At 58.9% G+C, this 16420-nt stretch carries 14 protein-coding genes; 5 read left to right on the top strand and 9 right to left on the bottom strand.

Features of this window, described 5'->3' with window-relative positions:
• Positions 1-51: 51 nt before the first annotated feature.
• Complete coding sequence (locus tag JFT63_RS05490) at positions 52-1374, bottom strand: sigma-54 dependent transcriptional regulator (RefSeq protein WP_057702876.1); 1323 nt, start codon at positions 1372-1374, stop codon at positions 52-54.
• Positions 1375-1718: 344 nt separating this feature from the next.
• Between JFT63_RS05490 and JFT63_RS05485 the strand changes: the two genes are divergently transcribed.
• Complete coding sequence (locus JFT63_RS05485) at positions 1719-1979, top strand: hypothetical protein (RefSeq protein ID WP_186561491.1); 261 nt, start codon at positions 1719-1721, stop codon at positions 1977-1979.
• A gap of 67 nt (positions 1980-2046) precedes the next feature.
• Here the strand turns inward: JFT63_RS05485 and JFT63_RS05480 are convergent, their stop codons facing one another.
• The 3 genes from JFT63_RS05480 to gnd are packed head-to-tail and all read right to left on the bottom strand — an operon-like array spanning position 2047 to position 5371.
• Complete coding sequence (locus JFT63_RS05480) at positions 2047-2871, bottom strand: HAD family hydrolase (protein WP_198843516.1); 825 nt, start codon at positions 2869-2871, stop codon at positions 2047-2049.
• Positions 2868-4391, bottom strand: coding sequence for a glucose-6-phosphate dehydrogenase (gene zwf / locus JFT63_RS05475; RefSeq protein WP_057702873.1), 1524 nt, complete (start codon positions 4389-4391; stop codon positions 2868-2870). The genes JFT63_RS05480 and zwf overlap by 4 nt, the downstream gene beginning before the upstream one ends.
• Positions 4388-5371, bottom strand: a complete 984-nt coding sequence (gene gnd / locus JFT63_RS05470; RefSeq protein WP_057702872.1) for a phosphogluconate dehydrogenase (NAD(+)-dependent, decarboxylating) — start codon at positions 5369-5371, stop codon at positions 4388-4390. The genes zwf and gnd overlap by 4 nt, the downstream gene beginning before the upstream one ends.
• A gap of 259 nt (positions 5372-5630) precedes the next feature.
• Between gnd and JFT63_RS05465 the strand changes: the two genes are divergently transcribed.
• The 4 genes from JFT63_RS05465 to JFT63_RS05450 all read left to right on the top strand — a co-directional run bounded on the left by JFT63_RS05465 (position 5631) and on the right by JFT63_RS05450 (position 10423).
• Positions 5631-5807 carry a DUF6026 family protein gene (locus JFT63_RS05465; protein ID WP_157243918.1) on the top strand — a complete coding sequence of 59 codons (177 nt, stop codon included), beginning with the start codon at positions 5631-5633 and terminating at the stop codon, positions 5805-5807.
• A gap of 154 nt (positions 5808-5961) precedes the next feature.
• Positions 5962-7704 (top strand): phosphoethanolamine transferase CptA, encoded by a 1743-nt coding sequence (locus JFT63_RS05460; RefSeq protein WP_198843517.1) that lies wholly within the window; start codon positions 5962-5964, stop codon positions 7702-7704.
• A 128-nt stretch (positions 7705-7832) separates the two neighbouring features.
• On the top strand, positions 7833-10070 hold the full coding sequence (locus tag JFT63_RS05455; RefSeq protein ID WP_198843518.1) for a TonB-dependent siderophore receptor: 2238 nt from the start codon (positions 7833-7835) through the stop codon (positions 10068-10070).
• A 140-nt stretch (positions 10071-10210) separates the two neighbouring features.
• Positions 10211-10423 carry a hypothetical protein gene (locus JFT63_RS05450; RefSeq protein ID WP_057702869.1) on the top strand — a complete coding sequence of 71 codons (213 nt, stop codon included), beginning with the start codon at positions 10211-10213 and terminating at the stop codon, positions 10421-10423.
• 100 nt (positions 10424-10523) lie between these two features.
• Here the strand turns inward: JFT63_RS05450 and JFT63_RS05445 are convergent, their stop codons facing one another.
• The 5 genes from JFT63_RS05445 to JFT63_RS05425 all read right to left on the bottom strand — a co-directional run bounded on the left by JFT63_RS05445 (position 10524) and on the right by JFT63_RS05425 (position 16418).
• Positions 10524-11015 carry a GNAT family N-acetyltransferase gene (locus tag JFT63_RS05445; protein ID WP_057702868.1) on the bottom strand — a complete coding sequence of 164 codons (492 nt, stop codon included), beginning with the start codon at positions 11013-11015 and terminating at the stop codon, positions 10524-10526.
• Between the two features lie 165 nt (positions 11016-11180).
• Positions 11181-12287 (bottom strand): cell division protein ZapE, encoded by a 1107-nt coding sequence (gene zapE, locus JFT63_RS05440; RefSeq protein ID WP_198843519.1) that lies wholly within the window; start codon positions 12285-12287, stop codon positions 11181-11183.
• A gap of 372 nt (positions 12288-12659) precedes the next feature.
• Positions 12660-15317, bottom strand: coding sequence for an aminopeptidase N (pepN, locus tag JFT63_RS05435; RefSeq protein WP_198843520.1), 2658 nt, complete (start codon positions 15315-15317; stop codon positions 12660-12662).
• Between the two features lie 13 nt (positions 15318-15330).
• A complete protein-coding gene (locus JFT63_RS05430; RefSeq protein WP_186561506.1) occupies positions 15331-16161 on the bottom strand; it encodes a DUF2797 domain-containing protein in 831 nt (276 codons plus the stop codon).
• Positions 16158-16418, bottom strand: a complete 261-nt coding sequence (locus tag JFT63_RS05425) for a YeaC family protein (protein ID WP_003190750.1) — start codon at positions 16416-16418, stop codon at positions 16158-16160. The genes JFT63_RS05430 and JFT63_RS05425 overlap by 4 nt, the downstream gene beginning before the upstream one ends.
• Between the last annotated feature and the right edge of the window lie 2 nt (positions 16419-16420).

Genomic DNA, 16420 nt, shown 5'->3' on the forward strand with positions numbered 1-16420 from the left:
TTTTTCGCGAGCAAGCTCGCTCCTACGGAGAGCCTTGGTCCACTATCCGCCCTAGCGAATCTGGTGCTTGTGCAGCAGCCGGTAGAACGTCGGCCGGGAAATCCCCAGCACACGGGCGGCAACACTGAAATTGTCACTGTGCCGGTTGAGCACATCGCACAGCGCCTGGCGTTCGGCTCGGTGCTTGTAATCTTCCAGTGTCGCCATTGGCGGCGAAAGTGCCTGCTGGCCTTGCAGGCCAAGGTCCACGGCTTCGATCTGGCGCCCTTCGGCCAATACCAGGCCACGACGCACACGGTTGGCCAGTTCGCGCACGTTGCCCGGCCACGGGTGTTGCCCCATCGCCACCAGCGCCTCTTCGCTGAAGCTGCGCGGACGTCGGCCGGTTTCCTGACTGTAGAAACGCGAAAAGTGATTGGCCAGCATCGCCACGTCACCATGACGCTCGCGCAATGGGGCCGTGACTACTTGCAGGACATTGAGGCGGTAATACAGGTCCTCGCGAAAGGCGCCCTTCTCCACCGCGGCTTCAAGATCCACATGGGTGGCCGCCAGCACGCGCACATCCACCGAGATGGGTTGGCTGCCGCCGACGCGCTCGATATGTTTTTCCTGAAGAAAGCGCAACAAATTGGCTTGCAGCTCCATAGGCAAATCGCCGATTTCATCCAGAAACAACGTGCCACCGTGGGCTGCCTCGATGCGTCCGACCTTGCGCTGATGCGCACCGGTAAAGGCGCCCTTTTCATGGCCGAACAATTCCGATTGGATCAGATGTTCCGGGATCGCCCCACAGTTAATCGCCACAAACGGCTTGGCGTGGCGCTGGGATTGTCGATGAAGGGTCTTGGCGACCAGCTCTTTGCCCGTGCCGCTGTCGCCACGGATCAGTACCGGCGACTCGGTGGGCGCCAACTTCGACAACAATTTGCGCAGTTCGCGAATCGGGCGGCTATCACCCAACAACTCATGGGGCTCACCTACCGGCACGACACCTTTGCCCCGCAGACGCGCCATGCCAAACGCGCGCCCCATGGTCACCTGGACCCGAGCCACATCGAACGGCAAGGTGTGAAAATCGAAGAACCATTCGCAGACAAAATCTGCGACATTCTGCAAACGCAGTACTTCAGGACTGAGCACGGCGATCCATTCGGTACCGCTGCGGCCAATCAGCTCCTTGACCGCCTCTGGGCGTTCCAGGTGACAGGGCTGCAAACGCAGCAGGCCCACGTCGCAAGAGCGATCCCCCACCGCCTGCAAGGCACAGCTGTCTACTTCCCAGCCTGCCGTGCGCAGCCCAGGCAACAGCCTGTGGCAGTCATCACAGGGGTCGACTACCAGCAAGCGGCGTTGAACAGGTGTATCAACCATGACGATTCCTTGGCGCCAATGTTATTAAAGTTATTTAGAAACAACGATTTGCGGCGCTTGCAGCTAACCCTAGCAAGATCTTGACGCTCGCCTTGTACTATTTCGCTATAAGTGTGGGCAAAAAGCCATGTCGGTGCCGTCGCGAGCGAAAAGTTGCCCGTCACTGAAACTTTCATTCAGCTTTCAAAACAGCCGCTTACATGACGTTAGTCAGGGAAAGTTAAAATTTCTTGCTCTAGCATGTGACCCGCACCCCACCATCGTGCATCAGTACAAGTAACCCACCGCACGGTCAGCCCAACCGCCGGTACTCACTTGAATGGGCATACAGAGAGAAGACCCAAATGAACGCTCCGCTGCGCATCAACGAAGCTCTTTTGATTGCAGACCGTGCCTTCCAACCCTTTCAGTGCGTGGCCTGGCACGATGGCGTTGGCGCTCTCAGCCTGAGCGTCATCGACCGTACCAACACCCGTATCGGCAGCAAACAGCTGTCCTCGACTGCCTATACCGACCCGGCCCAACTTGAAGACTTGTTGTTGCAGGCCCGCGCCGAGCTCGATAAAGAGGGCCACCAGTTACAGTCCTGGGTAATGCCGAAGTAATTCAATGCGGCAACTTCCAGCCCACGCCAAACATCGGCTGGAAGTTGTGCAATAACACTTCAAGTACTTAGCGTCGCGCGAGAATAAACCGCTCGAACGCCTCGGCAGCGCCGTCTTCGACGTTGCTGCCGGTCACCACATTGGCCTGGCGCTTGACGGTTTCTTCGGCCTGGCCCATGGCAATCGACAATCCAGCCACGTGAAACATCGCCGGATCGTTGCCACCGTCGCCAATGGCGGCAGTCTGGTCCAACGGCACGCCAAGGTGCTCGGCCAGGGTTTTCAAGGCTTCGCCTTTGTTAGCCAGCATTGCGGTTACGTCCAGATACACAGGCTGCGAACGCGATACCTGAGCCAAACCTTGCACCTTGGGCTGCAACCGCGCTTCCAGCTCCACCAGCAACTGCGTGTTGTTACTGGCCGCGACAATCTTGTCGACCCGGTCCAGGTAGGGCTCGAAACTCTCCACCACCACCGGCCCATAGCCCAAGCCATCGGCTTCGCGCTGCACCATTGGCCCTGGCGGGTCACGACGCAGCCAATCGCCGTCGGCAAACACCCACACTTCTATGTCCGGCTCGGCAGAAAACAACGCCAGGGTGACCAGAGCTGCTTCTGCCGGCAAATGGTGAGCAACCAGAATGCTGCCATCCGGGTTGACCAAGGTACCGCCATTAAAGCCCGCCACCGGCACATCGATGCCAAAGGTTTCGATCAGGTGCAGCATGGCCTTGGGCGGACGCCCGCTGGCCAGGCTGAACAACACTCCGGCTTCACGCATCGCACGGATCGCGTCGGCGGTACGCTGGCTGAGGCTGTGGTCGGGGTGCAACAGCGTCCCGTCTACATCACTGAGGACAAAGCGGATGGGATGAATCGTTGCGTCACTCATCCGAGGCTATGCCAGGCACGGCCATCACGGGCCAGCAAAGCATCGGCCGCCGCCGGGCCATCTTCACCGGCCTTGTAGGCCTGGATACCGTCGTCTTGCTTCCACGCATCCAGGAACGGCTGCACTGCACGCCAACCGTTCTCGATGTTGTCGGCACGCTGGAACAAGGTCTGGTCGCCGGTCATGCAGTCGTAGATCAGGGTTTCGTAACCCGTCGAGGGCTGCATTTCGAAGAAGTCCTTGTAGTCAAAGCCCAATTCGATATTGGCCATCTCCAGGGTCGGCCCCGGCTTCTTGGCCAAAAGGTCGAACCACATGCCTTCGTTCGGCTGGATCTGGATCTTAAGGTAAGTTGGCTTGAGCTCATCGACTTCGGTATCGCGAAATTGCGCATAAGGCGCCTGCTTGAAGCAGATCACGATCTCGGTGTCACGGATGCTCATGCGCTTGCCGGTACGCAGGTAAAACGGCACACCGACCCAACGCCAGTTATCAATCATCACTTTGAGCGCGACGAACGTCTCAGTGCTGCTGTCCGGCGCGACGTTGGCTTCTTCGCGATAGCCGGGTAATGGCTTGCCGGCGATTTCTCCGGCGGTGTATTGGCCGCGCACGGAGTTGGCCCGCGCATCTTCCAGCGACCAGGGGCGGATGGCACCGACCACTTTGGCCTTCTCACCCCGCACCGCGTCGGCACCAAAGGCTGCCGGCGGTTCCATGGCGACCATCGCCAGCAACTGGAATAGGTGGTTGGGCACCATGTCCCGCAGTGTGCCGGTCTTCTCGAAGAAGTTGCCCCGGGTTTCAACGCCGACGGTTTCAGCGGCAGTGATTTGCACGTGATCGATGTAGTGGTTGTTCCAGAACGCTTCGAACAGCACGTTGGAGAAACGGCTGACCAGGATGTTCTGCACCGTCTCCTTGCCCAGATAATGGTCGATGCGATAGATCTGCTTCTCGCTCATCACCTTGAGCAGGCACGCGTTCAGCGCTTCGGCGGTGGCCAGATCGGAGCCGAACGGCTTTTCGATAACCACGCGCCGAAAACCATCGTCCGTTTCATTCAGCAAGCCGGCACTGCCCAGGCGCTGCACCACTTCACTGAAGAAGCGCGGTGCAGTGGCGAGGTAGAACACCGCGTTGTCGGTGCCGCTATCGGCGATCTTCTGCGCGATATCCGCGTAGGTGCCGTCGTCGAGGAAATCGCCCTCGACGTAGCTGATGCCCTTGGCCAACTGCGCCCACAAGGCGGGGTCCAGGGCATGTTCGGCATTGCCCCGGACTTTGCCGGCGGCTTCGGTGCGAATGAAATCCTCAAGCTTCTTGGCGAAGTCTGCGTCGCTGATGGCGTTGTGATCAACGCCGACAATGCGCAGGCCTTCGCCCAGCAGCCCGTCGCGGCTAAGGTTGTATAGCGCCGGCATGAGCAGGCGCTTGACCAGGTCGCCATGGGCGCCAAACAGAAACAACGTGGTAGGTGGAGCAGGTTCGGCCTTGGGTTTCTTGCCGTTGGCGGTCATTTTTTGGAAGTCTCCACATGGCCGCCAAAGCCGAAGCGCATGGCAGACAGCATTTTGTCGCCGTAGGTGCTTTGCTGGCGGGAGCGGAAACGCGCAAACAGCGAAGTCGACAGCACCGGTACCGGCACCGCTTGCTCCATGGCCGCCTCGATGGTCCAACGGCCTTCGCCGCTGTCGGCCACGGAGCCCGAGTAACCGTCGAGTTTCGGGTCGGTGGCCAGGGCGTCGGCGGTCAGGTCCAGCAGCCAGGACGACACCACGCTGCCACGGCGCCAGACTTCGGCGATGTCGCCAACGTTGAGGTCAAAGCGCTGGTCTTGCGGCAGGTTTTCCGAGTTCTTGGTCTTGAGGATGTCAAAACCTTCGGCAAACGCCTGCATCATCCCGTACTCGATGCCGTTGTGGATCATCTTGACGAAGTGCCCCGAACCCGCTGGGCCGGCGTGAATGTAGCCCTGCTCGGCACGTGGGTCGGCAGAAGCCGAACGGTCCTTGGTGCGCGGGATATTGCCAAGGCCAGGGGCCAGGCTTTTGAAGATCGGGTCGAGGCGATTCACGGTCTCGGTGTCGCCACCGATCATCATGCAATAGCCACGCTCCAGGCCCCAGACGCCGCCCGAGGTGCCCACGTCCACATAGTGCAGGCCCTTTTCAGCCAGGGCCTTGCCGCGACGCACGTCGTCCTTGTAGTTGGTGTTGCCGCCGTCGATGATCACATCGCCGTCTTCCAGCAGTTCGCTCAGTGCGTTGATGGTGTCTTCGGTGGGCGCGCCCGCCGGCAACATTACCCAGACAGCACGGGGCTTTTGCAAGCCGGCCACCAGCGCTTTCAAGTCGGCAACGCCGGTGGCGCCCTCCTCGCTCAAGGCTTTGACGAAGGCTTCGTTACGGTCGTATACAACGGTGGTATGCCCATTGAGCATCAGGCGCCGCGCAATGTTACCGCCCATGCGGCCTAGTCCGATAATCCCCAGTTGCATGTGCTGATGCTCCTAACTACTAAAAAATGTGTGACATAGTTTATAGCGCAATGAGGCTAATGAGGGTTAGTCCAGAGCAGATCCGTGTAGTTTCATGACAAAAAAGTTGCCATCGTTTCACCATCACCGCCCGAAAAGTCACACGACCGCCAAAAATAAAAAAGTTCCCTTGCTGCAAAAAAGAATTCAAACTTGCTTCCGACTGTTGTCCAAACCCTGTTTGGGCAACGCGATCTACCGGCTATTTGCGAGGTAAGCAATGAGCACAGCACAGATGACCCGCCCGCCACAGACTCTCTACGTCAGCATCCGCCGCGATGAATTGCGCCAGTTGAAGGACGAGCGCGATCAGTTGCAACAGGAAGTCCTGCGTCTGCGTTCACACCTCCAGGCCCAACTCGAGCTGCCATCCCAGGCCAAGCCGGCGCTCTGCTGACTGCGTCTGGTCAGTTTGTAAGGCAACACCTACAGAAAACTCACAAAGTTTTCACACGCTTATCCCGATACTCCCGCCCGCGATGCCGCTCACGTTCTGAGCGGCCCGATGTCGCGCGACTCTGCGCGACGATCATTGACTGATGGGGCGCTGGATGGCGATGTTCAAACGCAGCACGACGACTGCGAAAGGCTTTGATTGGGCCGGCCTTGGTTGGCTATTCCTGTTTTTCTGGTACTTCTCCGGTATTACCCAACTGCTTATCCAACTGACCGGCACTTCCGGGTTCAGTGGTTTCCGCCAGGCATTCTTCATGAGTGCGCTGTGGCTGGCGCCGATGTTGCTGTTCCCGCGCAAGACACGGCTGCTAGCCGCCTTGATCGGCGTGGTGTTGTGGGCCTGTTCCATGGCCAGCCTGGGTTACTTCTTCATTTATCAGCAAGAGTTCTCCCAGAGCGTGATTTTCATCATGTTCGAGTCGAACATCTCTGAAGCAGGCGAATACGCAACCCAATATTTTGCCTGGTGGATCGTGCTGGCGTTCATTGCCCACACCGCCTTCGCCATCTTCCTCTGGACGCGCCTGCGCCCGGTGTACCTGCCGCGCGGCCAGTCGATTGTGGCGGCCATCGCCATTGTTCTGGCCGTGGTGGGCTACCCGCTGGTCAAGCAGATCGCTACCAGCGAAACCATGGAGTCGGCCATCGATCGCTTCGAAACTCGTATCGAGCCTGCCGTGCCTTGGCAGATGATCGTCGCCTATCGCCGCTACACCGAACAGCTGGACAATATGCAGGGCATGCTCAACAGCGCCAGCCAGATCCCGCCGTTGAAGAACCTCAAGGACAGCATGGCCGGCCAGCCGTCCACGCTGGTGCTGGTGATCGGCGAGTCCACCAACCGCCAGCGCATGAGCCTGTACGGTTATCCGCGCAACACCACGCCGGAACTGGACAAGCTGCGCGACCAACTGGCCGTGTTCGATAACGTCATCACCCCGCGCCCCTACACCATTGAAGCGCTGCAACAGGTGCTGACCTTCGCCGACGAAGAGAACCCCGATCTGTACCTCAAGACGCCGTCGATTGTCAGCGTGATGAAACAGGCCGGGTACAAGACCTTCTGGATCACCAACCAGCAGACCATGACCAAGCGCAACACCATGCTCACGACCTTTTCCGAACAGGCCGACGAGCAGGTGTACCTGAACAACAACCGCAACCAGAACGCCCGCCAGTACGACGGTGATGTGCTTGCGCCGTTTTCCAAGGCCCTGGCCGACACCGCCGAGCGCAAGTTCATCGTGGTGCACCTGCTGGGCACTCACATGAGCTACCAGTACCGTTACCCGCCGACGTTCGACAAGTTCACCGACCGTCAAGGCGTGCCGGCCGGTGTCAGCGACGCACAGTTGCCCACTTACAACAGCTATGACAACGCGGTGCTGTACAACGACTTCGTGGTCTCCAGCCTGATCAAGGACTACGCCAAGACCGATCCCAACGGCTTTTTGCTGTACCTCTCGGACCACGGCGAAGACGTGTTCGACTCCGCCGGCCACGACACCCTGGGTCGGAACGAAGGCAAGCCGACTGCGCCGATGTACACCATCCCGTTCATGGCCTACGCCTCACCGAAATGGCGCGAAAGCCACGACTGGAGCTTCGCCGGCGACCTGCAACGGCCTTACAGCAGTTCGCAGTTGATCCACACTTGGGCCGACATGGCAGGCTTGAGTTTTGATGAACTGGACCCCAGCAAGAGCCTGGTCAGCGACAGTTTCAAGCCTCGCCCCCTGCTGATCGGCAACCCTTACGACACCAAGCAGAAGGCGCTGATCGACTTCAGCCTGATCAAGCCGAAGAAGGCCGACGGCGCCGAAGTGGTGGCCAAGTAATCAGGTGCTTCGCAACACAAAGATAACAATCATTCTCGTTAAAACCTAAAGTTCACCAACTCCTTTCGTCTTTGAATCATGCCCTCCCACCCCCGGGAGGGCTTGAAGATGACAAGGAGTCTGCCGCTATGTTCGCGCCTTTTACCCGATCCATCACCGTTACCTTCGGGCTCTTCAGCCTTGTGCTGAGCCCGAATCTACTGGCTGAAACCGTCCCCGAAAAAGCCTCCATCAAAGCTCTGGAACTGGGCGCGACCACTATCAGCGCAGACAGCCTGGGTGCCACCACCGAGCACACAGGTGCCTACACCACCGGCTCAATGAGTACCGCCACTCGCCTGAACCTCTCTGTCAAAGAGACCCCGCAATCGATCTCGGTGATCACACGCCAGCAGATGGATGACTTCAACCTCAATACCTTGACCGAAGTGCTGCGCCAGACCACCGGCATCAACGTTCAGCATAACGACTCGGACCGTGTCTATTACTCCTCCCGCGGCTACGGCATCAACAACTTCCAGGTTGATGGAATGCTCAACACATTCGGCTACATGAAGTCCGATGCCGACACCATCATCTACGACCGTATCGAAGTGGTACGCGGCGCCACGGGCCTGACCACTGGCGCGGGGGACCCATCGGCGACCGTCAACATGGTGCGCAAGCGCCCTACCGCCCAATGGCAGGCACAGACGGGCGTGAGTGGTGCCAGCCATGACAACTACTACAGCTACATCGATGTGGGCGGTCCGCTGGCGTTCGACGGTAAGTTGCGCGGACGCAGCGTACTGGCCTACCGTGACAGCCGATCCTTTCGCGATAACTATGGGCTGCAGCGTGCAGTCGGCTACGGCATTCTCGAAGGCGACCTTTCAGACGATACAGCGCTGGCGGTAGGTTTTGATTACCAGGACAAGCAGGTACAGGGCACCTCCTGGGGCACGGTTCCCTACTGGAACAGCCAGGGCGACAAGGCCAGGCTACCTCGCTCTACCAATATGGCGGCGCACTGGAGCTCCTGGCCGCTGACTGACAAGACCACCTTCGCCACCCTTGACCATCGGCTCGGCGGCGACTGGCACGTGAAGGCCGCCTATACCCATCGCCAGAGTGACACCGATGGCAAGGTTTACTACGGCGGCGCCGGTTTTCCCAACGCAGACCGCAGCGGCATGACGGCCTGGGCCAGCCATATGCGCGGTACGTCGCGAATGGAAGCCATCGACGTCAACCTGGCCGGCAGCTACACCTTGCTGGGCCGCGAACACGCATTGATGATGGGCTATGGCGAGGCCGCCCAACGGGATGTATCGCCCTTCATGCGCAGCGACCTGCCTGCCAGCTACTACCCCATAGAGGATTGGAAGTACATGGGCGGCATCGGCAAGTTCGCCGACACGGTCACTGACCTCAAGGGTGAACACAGCAAGAAACAGCAGAAAGCCGGCTACCTCGCTACTCGCCTGAGCCTTACGGAACGCTTGCACGCGGTGCTGGGCAGCCGCTACGGCAGTTGGGAGCTGGAAAACGCCACGCCCGAATACAACGACAATGATCAACTGACGGCTGCCGGCAAAACACACCAGACCCACAACGACATGTGGACGCCCTACGCAGGGTTGCTCTATGACATCACCCCGCAGTACACCGTCTACGCGAGCTACACCGATATCTTCAAGCCGCAAGACAGGCGTGACGTCAACAAGAAATACCTGGAACCGGTGGTAGGCAGCAATTATGAGGTGGGGCTCAAGGGTAGCCTACTCAATGAACGCCTGAACCTGGCGGCCGCTTATTTCTGGAGCACCCAGGACAACGTTGCAGAGCGCGATGACTCGGTCCCTCCCAACCCCGTCACTGGCGAGGAGTACTACAAGTCTGGCGGCAAGGGTAACAAGGTCAACGGCTTCGAATTGGAAGCCGCTGGCGAAATACGGCCGGACTGGAACCTGACCGCCGGTTACACCTACACACACTCGCTCAATGGTTCAGACAAACGCACCAATACCGGCCAGCCCTTAAATCTGTTGAAGGTCTCCAGCGCCTATCGCCTGCCGGGTGCATGGCGCAACCTCACCGTTGGTGGCGCAGTGAACTGGCAAAGCGAAATCCACGATTTCGGCAACCGGCCCACAGGAGCACGCAATAGCGAAGGTCGGCCGATAACCACTCGGGCGAAGATCACACAGCAGGGTTACACCGTGGTCAACCTGATGTCACGCTACCAGTTCGACCAACAGGTTAGCGCCTCGGTTAACGTTAACAATCTATTTGATAAAAAATATTACGAACGTGTCGGATTCTATAATGGCGTGTACTGGGGTGACCCGCGATCTATCACGCTTGCATTGGACTGGAAACTTTAGCCCCCCAGCGAAGTTAACAAAACTGTTAACTTCGCAGTGCCTACCCGTTAATTCCCACTTAACAAGATAGCGCCATAGTCGCTCCATGATTCTGATCAAGGACCGGCCAGACACTGATCACTCTTAATGGGAATACCGCGATGAAACTCTCGACGTTGATGCTTGCCAGCCTGATGACACTGACCTCCGCCGCTGCCTTTGCAGAGGGCGGTTCAGAGCGTTCGAAGGAGTTCTACGATAACTTCAGCTTCATTCAACAGCAAACCCACGGCGAGGCAGAGCAACGAACGGCCTCTGCCGACGGAAAGACGTTGAAGGTCGACACGGCAAGCCAGGAACAACCGAACAGTTGATTTAATGCTTAGTTAATCCGTAACACCCTGTGCCATCCCGCTCCGTTGGCAAAGGTTTATTGGGCGCCATTGAATGGCGCCTTTTTTTGCCAACTATTTATTACAAGAGTTTGCTCCAGAACAACATACGGCCATGCTTCGGATCAAATACCGAATCATCGAAACCAAACTTGCGGTACGCCGATTGCGCCACAGCATTACCCTCCAACACTTCCAGAGTGATCTTGCAGCAGCCGCGCTGACGGGCGATTTCCTCGACTTTGTGCAGCATTTTCTGGCTCAAGCCCAAACCACGAAACCGATCCATCACCGCCACATCGTGGACGTTGACCAGCGGGCGGCAAGCAAACGTCGAGAAACCCTCGAAACAATTGACCAACCCAGCCGGTTCGCCACCAACGAACGCCAACACGCTGAACGCGTGGGGGCGCTTGGCCAGTTCGGCCGGCAGTTGCTGCAACAGATCGGCTGACAAGGCGTGGCCACCGCCCATCGGGTCTTGCGCATAATGGTTGAGCAGCAAGCCGATGGCGTTGGCGTGCACCTCGTTGGTATAGCTGGCTTGCAGCACCAGAATGTCTGGGGTGTCCATTTCCTTCCTCGATAACGACAACCAGGGATTCGTTCCCCTTTGAGAGCCTCGATTGTAAGCGTGGAGTCGGCAGTAGATGAAGGAGATTAACTACAAATATCTGACGGAAATTGCGAAGCTTGCTTGCGTCTAATCGCGCCAAAAGCCCTGAAGTGGCGATTTTTCCTAGACCGCAAAGCGCTGTAGTTGCATCTCCTGCAAGCGGCTCAGGGTGCGACGGAAAGGAAACGCCAGGTAGCCTTCGGTGTACAGGCATTCCAGGGGCACCCGGGCTTCGATATAAAGTGGCACCTTGCGGTCGTAGCATTCGTCCACCAGCGCGATAAAGCGCCGCACGCTGTCATCATGCACCGACAGCTGCGGCAATTGGCGGTCTCCGGCCATCACACGCTCGGCAGCGTCCTCGGTGCCACGGGCAATCCGCCCCGGGCGCTGTTGGGCGCTGAGGTTTGGAACCTCGCCCAACAGGATGGCCCGGAAGCGATCGCACAGCAGCATGAAGTCCATCGCGGACAGGGGCTGCTCGCACAGATCGGCATAACGGCACCAGAGCACCGCGTCACTGGCCTGCACTGCCACAATGGAGCGGTAACCCACGCTTACCGCGCCGCTGCTCACGCCTTGGCCTTGGCTTAATTGCTTGAACACGCAAGCCAGTGCATTGGGTTGATCCACCCAATAGCGTTGCTTACCCACACCCGGATGCAGGCGATGATCTTCACCACCGTCCACCGCTACCACTTGCATATGGCGCTGGAGCGCGTGGATGCCCGGCAGAAAACGCTCGCGATTGAAGCCATCGGCATACAGCTGATCAGGCGGCTGGTTAGAGGTGCATACCATCACCATGCCCTGCTCGAACATCACCTGGAACAACCGCCCGAGGATGATCGCGTCGCCGATGTCATTGACAAACAGTTCATCGAAGCACAACACGCGCACGTCCCGGCTCAGTTCCTGAGCCAATGCTCGCAAAGGATCCTGAGTTCCGGTGAGCTGGAACAGGCGCTGATGCACCCACGCCATGAAGTGATGAAAATGCTGGCGCCGTGAAGGTACTGGCAGGCTGTGATGGAATTGATCCATCAGCCAGGTCTTCCCACGTCCCACCGGCCCCCACAGGTAAACCCCGGCAATTGGCGAGCGCCCCTGATGCAAAGCCTCGTGGCACGCTTGCAAGGCCTGCACCGCCTGAAGCTGGGCGTCGTCAGGGACGAAGCCTTGCTGGGCGATGGCATACTGATAGGCAATGAGGGGCGAGTCGAAGGTCATGCCGAATGCTCTGCGAACTGATATGGGAAGGGGCTTACCAGGCAGTTAAGGCTCTGTAGGAGCGAGCTTGCTCGCGAAGAATTCACAGGCGCCGCGTTCATTCAGGAAGCACGCTTTATCGTTGACGTTTTTCGCGAGCAAGCTCGCTCCTACAGAGGGCAATGTACGCTTAGCTGATTGGCATTAGGGCTCGCCCCCGATGAACACAGGTATCTACACAACTTCGTAGCAGCCGACCGTAACCACGATGCGAGCGAGCCGCTCTTGATCTGCTCTTGATCCGAGGCGCCCCGTCAAACCACGCGGCCCGTAATCCATGGCGGATTACGGGCACACCGAGCCTAAGCGAGGTGCCACATCAGATAGAAAGCCTTACGCCAGGCTCTTGCTGACCACTTCATAAACATCGCTGGACAGCTCACCACACGCCCGAATGCGCTCCAGCTGCGCCTTCATCAGTGCCTGACGCGCGCTGTCATACTTGCGCCAGCGCGTCAGCGGCGCCAATTGACGCGAAGCGATTTGCGGATTCAAGGTGTTGAGCTCGATCACCAAATCAGCCAGGAAGCGATAACCCGAGCCATCCGCCGCATGGAAGTTGACCAGGTTCTGGCCCGCAAATGCACCGATCAACGCGCGCACCTTGTTCGGGTTCTTGATGGTGAATGCCGGGTGTTGCATCAGCGCCTTGACCCGCGCCAGCCCGCCCGGCAACGTGCTGCCGGCCTGGACACTGAACCACTGGTCCATGACCAACGGGTTGTCCTTGAAGTTCTCGGCAAACACCGCCAGCGCCTGGGCTTTTTCCGCTTCGAACGGCGAGTTCACCAGCACTGCCAGGGCCGTCAGGCGTTCGGTCATGTTATCGCTGGTGTCGAACTGATCCAGGGTAGCCGCCAGCACTTCTGGCTTGCCGCTGAGCATCAGGTACGACAACGCAATGTTCTGCAGGGCGCGGCGGGCAAAGTGCTCGGCCTCTGCCACGTACGGCGTTTGCTTGGACAGCTCACGGTTGGCCTGGTAGCGCAGCCACAAGCCTTCGAACAGGTTTTCGGCCAGCTGCTTGCGAGCATATTCACGGGCCGCGTGGATGGCATCCACATCCGCCACTTCGCTGATTTCCGTCAGGTAGGCTTCACTTGGCAGCGAGAGCATTTCCGCGACCATGGCCTGGTCGAGGCTTTCGTCGCTCAATACCGTGCGCAACGCGTCGATCAGGCGCTGATCCAGCTTCAGCGGTTGGCCTGCCTGATACTGACCGATCAGTTCCTGCAACACCTGCACCGACAACTGCTGGCCGGCATCCCAGCGATTGAAGCCGTCGCTGTCGTGCTGCATCAGGAACATCAGTTGATCACGGGTGTACGCGAAACTGAGTTTCACCGGCGCCGAGAATCCACGCAGCAGCGAAGGCAATGGTTTTTCAGCGACATCGACGAAGGTGAACGTCTGCTCGGCTTCAGTCACCGAGATCACTCGTGAGGTGCCCACAGCAGTAGCCTCACCGGCCAGGCGCAACGCGATAGCGGCGCCCTTCCCGTCCAGCAAGCCCAGCGACACCGGAATCACGAACGGCAGTTTTTCGACCTTGTCCGGCGTTGGCGGGCAGCTCTGACGGAAAGTCAGGCTGTAGGTCCCGGCCGCTGCATCGTAGGACTCGCTCACCGCCAGGCGCGGCGTACCCGCCTGGCTGTACCAACGCTTGAATTGGCTGAGGTCGGCGCCATTGGCGTCTTCCATGGCCTTGATGAAGTCGTCGCAGGTCACGGCCTGGCCGTCATGGCGTTCAAAGTACAGGTCGCTGCCTTTGCGGAAGCCTTCGGCACCGAGCAAGGTGTGGATCATGCCGACTACTTCCGAACCCTTTTCGTACACGGTCAGGGTGTAGAAGTTGGAGATCTCGATAAAGCTGTCCGGGCGCACTGCGTGGGCCATAGGGCCAGCGTCTTCGGCGAACTGATGCGTACGCAGGTACGCCACGTCCTGAATGCGCTTGACCGTGGCCGAGTTCATGTCGGCGGAGAAGCCCGAGTCACGGAACACGGTGAAGCCTTCCTTGAGCGACAGCTGAAACCAGTCGCGGCAGGTCACGCGGTTGCCCGACCAGTTGTGGAAGTATTCGTGGGCGACGATGGCTTCGACGCGCTGGTGGGCGGCATCGGTAGCGGTTTCGGCGCGGGCCAGCACGGCGCTGGAGTTGAAGATATTAAGGCCCTTGTTCTCCATGGCCCCCATGTTGAAGTCGTTGACCGCCACGATCATGAAAATGTCGAGGTCGTACTCGCGGCCGTAGGTTTCTTCGTCCCAGCGCATGGATTTCTTCAGGCTGGTCATGGCGTGCTGGCACTTGTCGATGTTTTCCGGCTCGACGTAGATGCGCAACGCGACTTCGCGATTGGTCATGGTGGTGAAGCTGTCTTCGACGCACCACAGGTCACCGGCCACCAGCGCAAACAGGTATGCAGGTTTCTTGAACGGGTCTTCCCAGGTCGCCCAGTGCCGGCCGTCTTCGCCAGGGCCGCTGGCAATCGGGTTGCCGTTGGACAGCAGCACCGGGTAGCTGTGCTGCTCGGCGATCACCGTGGTGGTGAACACGCTCATCACATCCGGGCGGTCGAGGTAGTAAGTGATCTTGCGAAAGCCCTCGGCCTCGCACTGGGTGCAGAACATGCCGCTGGATTTGTACAAACCTTCCAGGGCAGTGTTGGTTTCCGGGTGGATCTTGACGGTGGTGTCGAGGGTGAAGGTCTCACTCTTTGGCTGCACGGTCAGGTGGCTGTCGGTCAACTGGTAGTCAGCGTCCGTCAACGGCTGGTCGGCCAGGTTGACACTCAACAGCTCAAGTTGCTGGCCATCGAGCACCAATGGCGGCAAACCGGCGCCGCGCTCGGGGTTGCGGCGCATCACCAGCTGCGCGTGGACCAGGCTGTGGTCCTCGAACAACTCGAAGGTCAGGTGCGTCTCGTCGATCAGGTAGTCCGGCGCCTGATAGTCCTTAAGGTAAATCATCTTCGGTTGTTCGGTGCGCATGCTTGGGATCCTTCTACTGATGCACGGCGAGCTGGTAGGCCGTGTATTTACGAATGTTGATAACGCCGGTATCGAAGATCAGGTATTGGCCCTTGATCCCCAGCAGCGTGCCTTCGGCAATCGGATTCTTGTCCAGGTTGAAGCTGACGATCTTGGTCGGATACTGCTCGACCGGGTAGCGGATTTCAATCGGCTCGATGTCGGCAATGGTTTGGATGGCTTGCAGGCCAAAGCGTTCCTGCAAACCCAGCAAGCCCTCGGCGCAGGAGGCGAACAGTTCATCGCGCACCTGCTTGAGGTCCACCGCTTGCGCATCGCCCTTGAGCAAGGCGCGCCAGTTGGTCTTGTCGGCCACCTGGCTGCGGAACAGGTCTTCGACGAAGCCGGACTGCTGGCGCGTCGAGACCCGCATGATCGGCAATGCCTGGCTGGCGCCCTGGTCCAGCCAACGGGTGGGCAGCTGGGTAGCGCGAGTAATGCCGACCTTGATCCCCGACGAGTTGGCCAGGTACACCACATGGTCGGTCATGCAGAATTTTTCGCCCCAGCCTGGATCACGGCAGGTACCGGCATCGTAATGGCAACGCTCGGGGCTCATGATGCACAAGTCGCACTGGGCCAGCTTGGTCATGCACGGGTAGCAATACCCCTGGCTGAAGCTGGTCTTGGTCTTGCGCCCGCAATGGCTGCAATGAATAGCGCCCAGGTACTCCAGGCGCACATGGGTGCCGATCATCGGATTGACCGGCACCTCGACATCGCCCAGGCGAAAGGCGTATTGAACGGTCGGCTCACCGAGTTGCGCCGACATTTTGCTGACTGCACCGCGACCAATTTCAATCAATGGATCGCATCCGACTTGAACAGGATATTCGGTACTGGCGCGGATTTGGACGCGCACTCCTGCGGGCCCATATAGCCGGTACGCTGCTCCTCGGGCAGGTTCTGGATCTCCCAGGCGATCATCGCTTGCAGGGACAATTCGCGCTGCTCGGCGGTGAGCTTGCGACCATCGGACCATTTGCCGATTTCCACGGCGAGCTTGAGGCTCTCGTAGATATCCGGAGTGATGTTTTCGATCATTTCAGCAAAAGAGGACATTC

The organism is Pseudomonas sp. MF7453, assembly GCF_016405455.1.
Taxonomy (GTDB): Bacteria; Pseudomonadota; Gammaproteobacteria; order Pseudomonadales; family Pseudomonadaceae; genus Aquipseudomonas; species Aquipseudomonas paralactis.

Excerpts from the sequence above, each read along its gene's own strand:
- JFT63_RS05450 (WP_057702869.1), top strand. The coding sequence starts at position 10,211 with ATGAAACTCTCGACGTTGATGCTTGCCAGCCTGATGACACTGACCTCC.
- JFT63_RS05425 (WP_003190750.1), bottom strand. The coding sequence starts at position 16,418 with ATGTCCTCTTTTGCTGAAATGATCGAAAACATCACTCCGGATATCTAC.
- JFT63_RS05445 (WP_057702868.1), bottom strand. The coding sequence starts at position 11,015 with ATGGACACCCCAGACATTCTGGTGCTGCAAGCCAGCTATACCAACGAG.
- JFT63_RS05480 (WP_198843516.1), bottom strand. The coding sequence starts at position 2,871 with ATGAGTGACGCAACGATTCATCCCATCCGCTTTGTCCTCAGTGATGTA.
- zwf (WP_057702873.1), bottom strand. The coding sequence starts at position 4,391 with ATGACCGCCAACGGCAAGAAACCCAAGGCCGAACCTGCTCCACCTACC.
- JFT63_RS05460 (WP_198843517.1), top strand. The coding sequence starts at position 5,962 with ATGGCGATGTTCAAACGCAGCACGACGACTGCGAAAGGCTTTGATTGG.
- pepN (WP_198843520.1), bottom strand. The coding sequence starts at position 15,317 with ATGCGCACCGAACAACCGAAGATGATTTACCTTAAGGACTATCAGGCG.
- zapE (WP_198843519.1), bottom strand. The coding sequence starts at position 12,287 with ATGACCTTCGACTCGCCCCTCATTGCCTATCAGTATGCCATCGCCCAG.
- JFT63_RS05485 (WP_186561491.1), top strand. The coding sequence starts at position 1,719 with ATGAACGCTCCGCTGCGCATCAACGAAGCTCTTTTGATTGCAGACCGT.
- JFT63_RS05490 (WP_057702876.1), bottom strand. The coding sequence starts at position 1,374 with ATGGTTGATACACCTGTTCAACGCCGCTTGCTGGTAGTCGACCCCTGT.
- JFT63_RS05465 (WP_157243918.1), top strand. The coding sequence starts at position 5,631 with ATGAGCACAGCACAGATGACCCGCCCGCCACAGACTCTCTACGTCAGC.
- JFT63_RS05455 (WP_198843518.1), top strand. The coding sequence starts at position 7,833 with ATGTTCGCGCCTTTTACCCGATCCATCACCGTTACCTTCGGGCTCTTC.
- gnd (WP_057702872.1), bottom strand. The coding sequence starts at position 5,371 with ATGCAACTGGGGATTATCGGACTAGGCCGCATGGGCGGTAACATTGCG.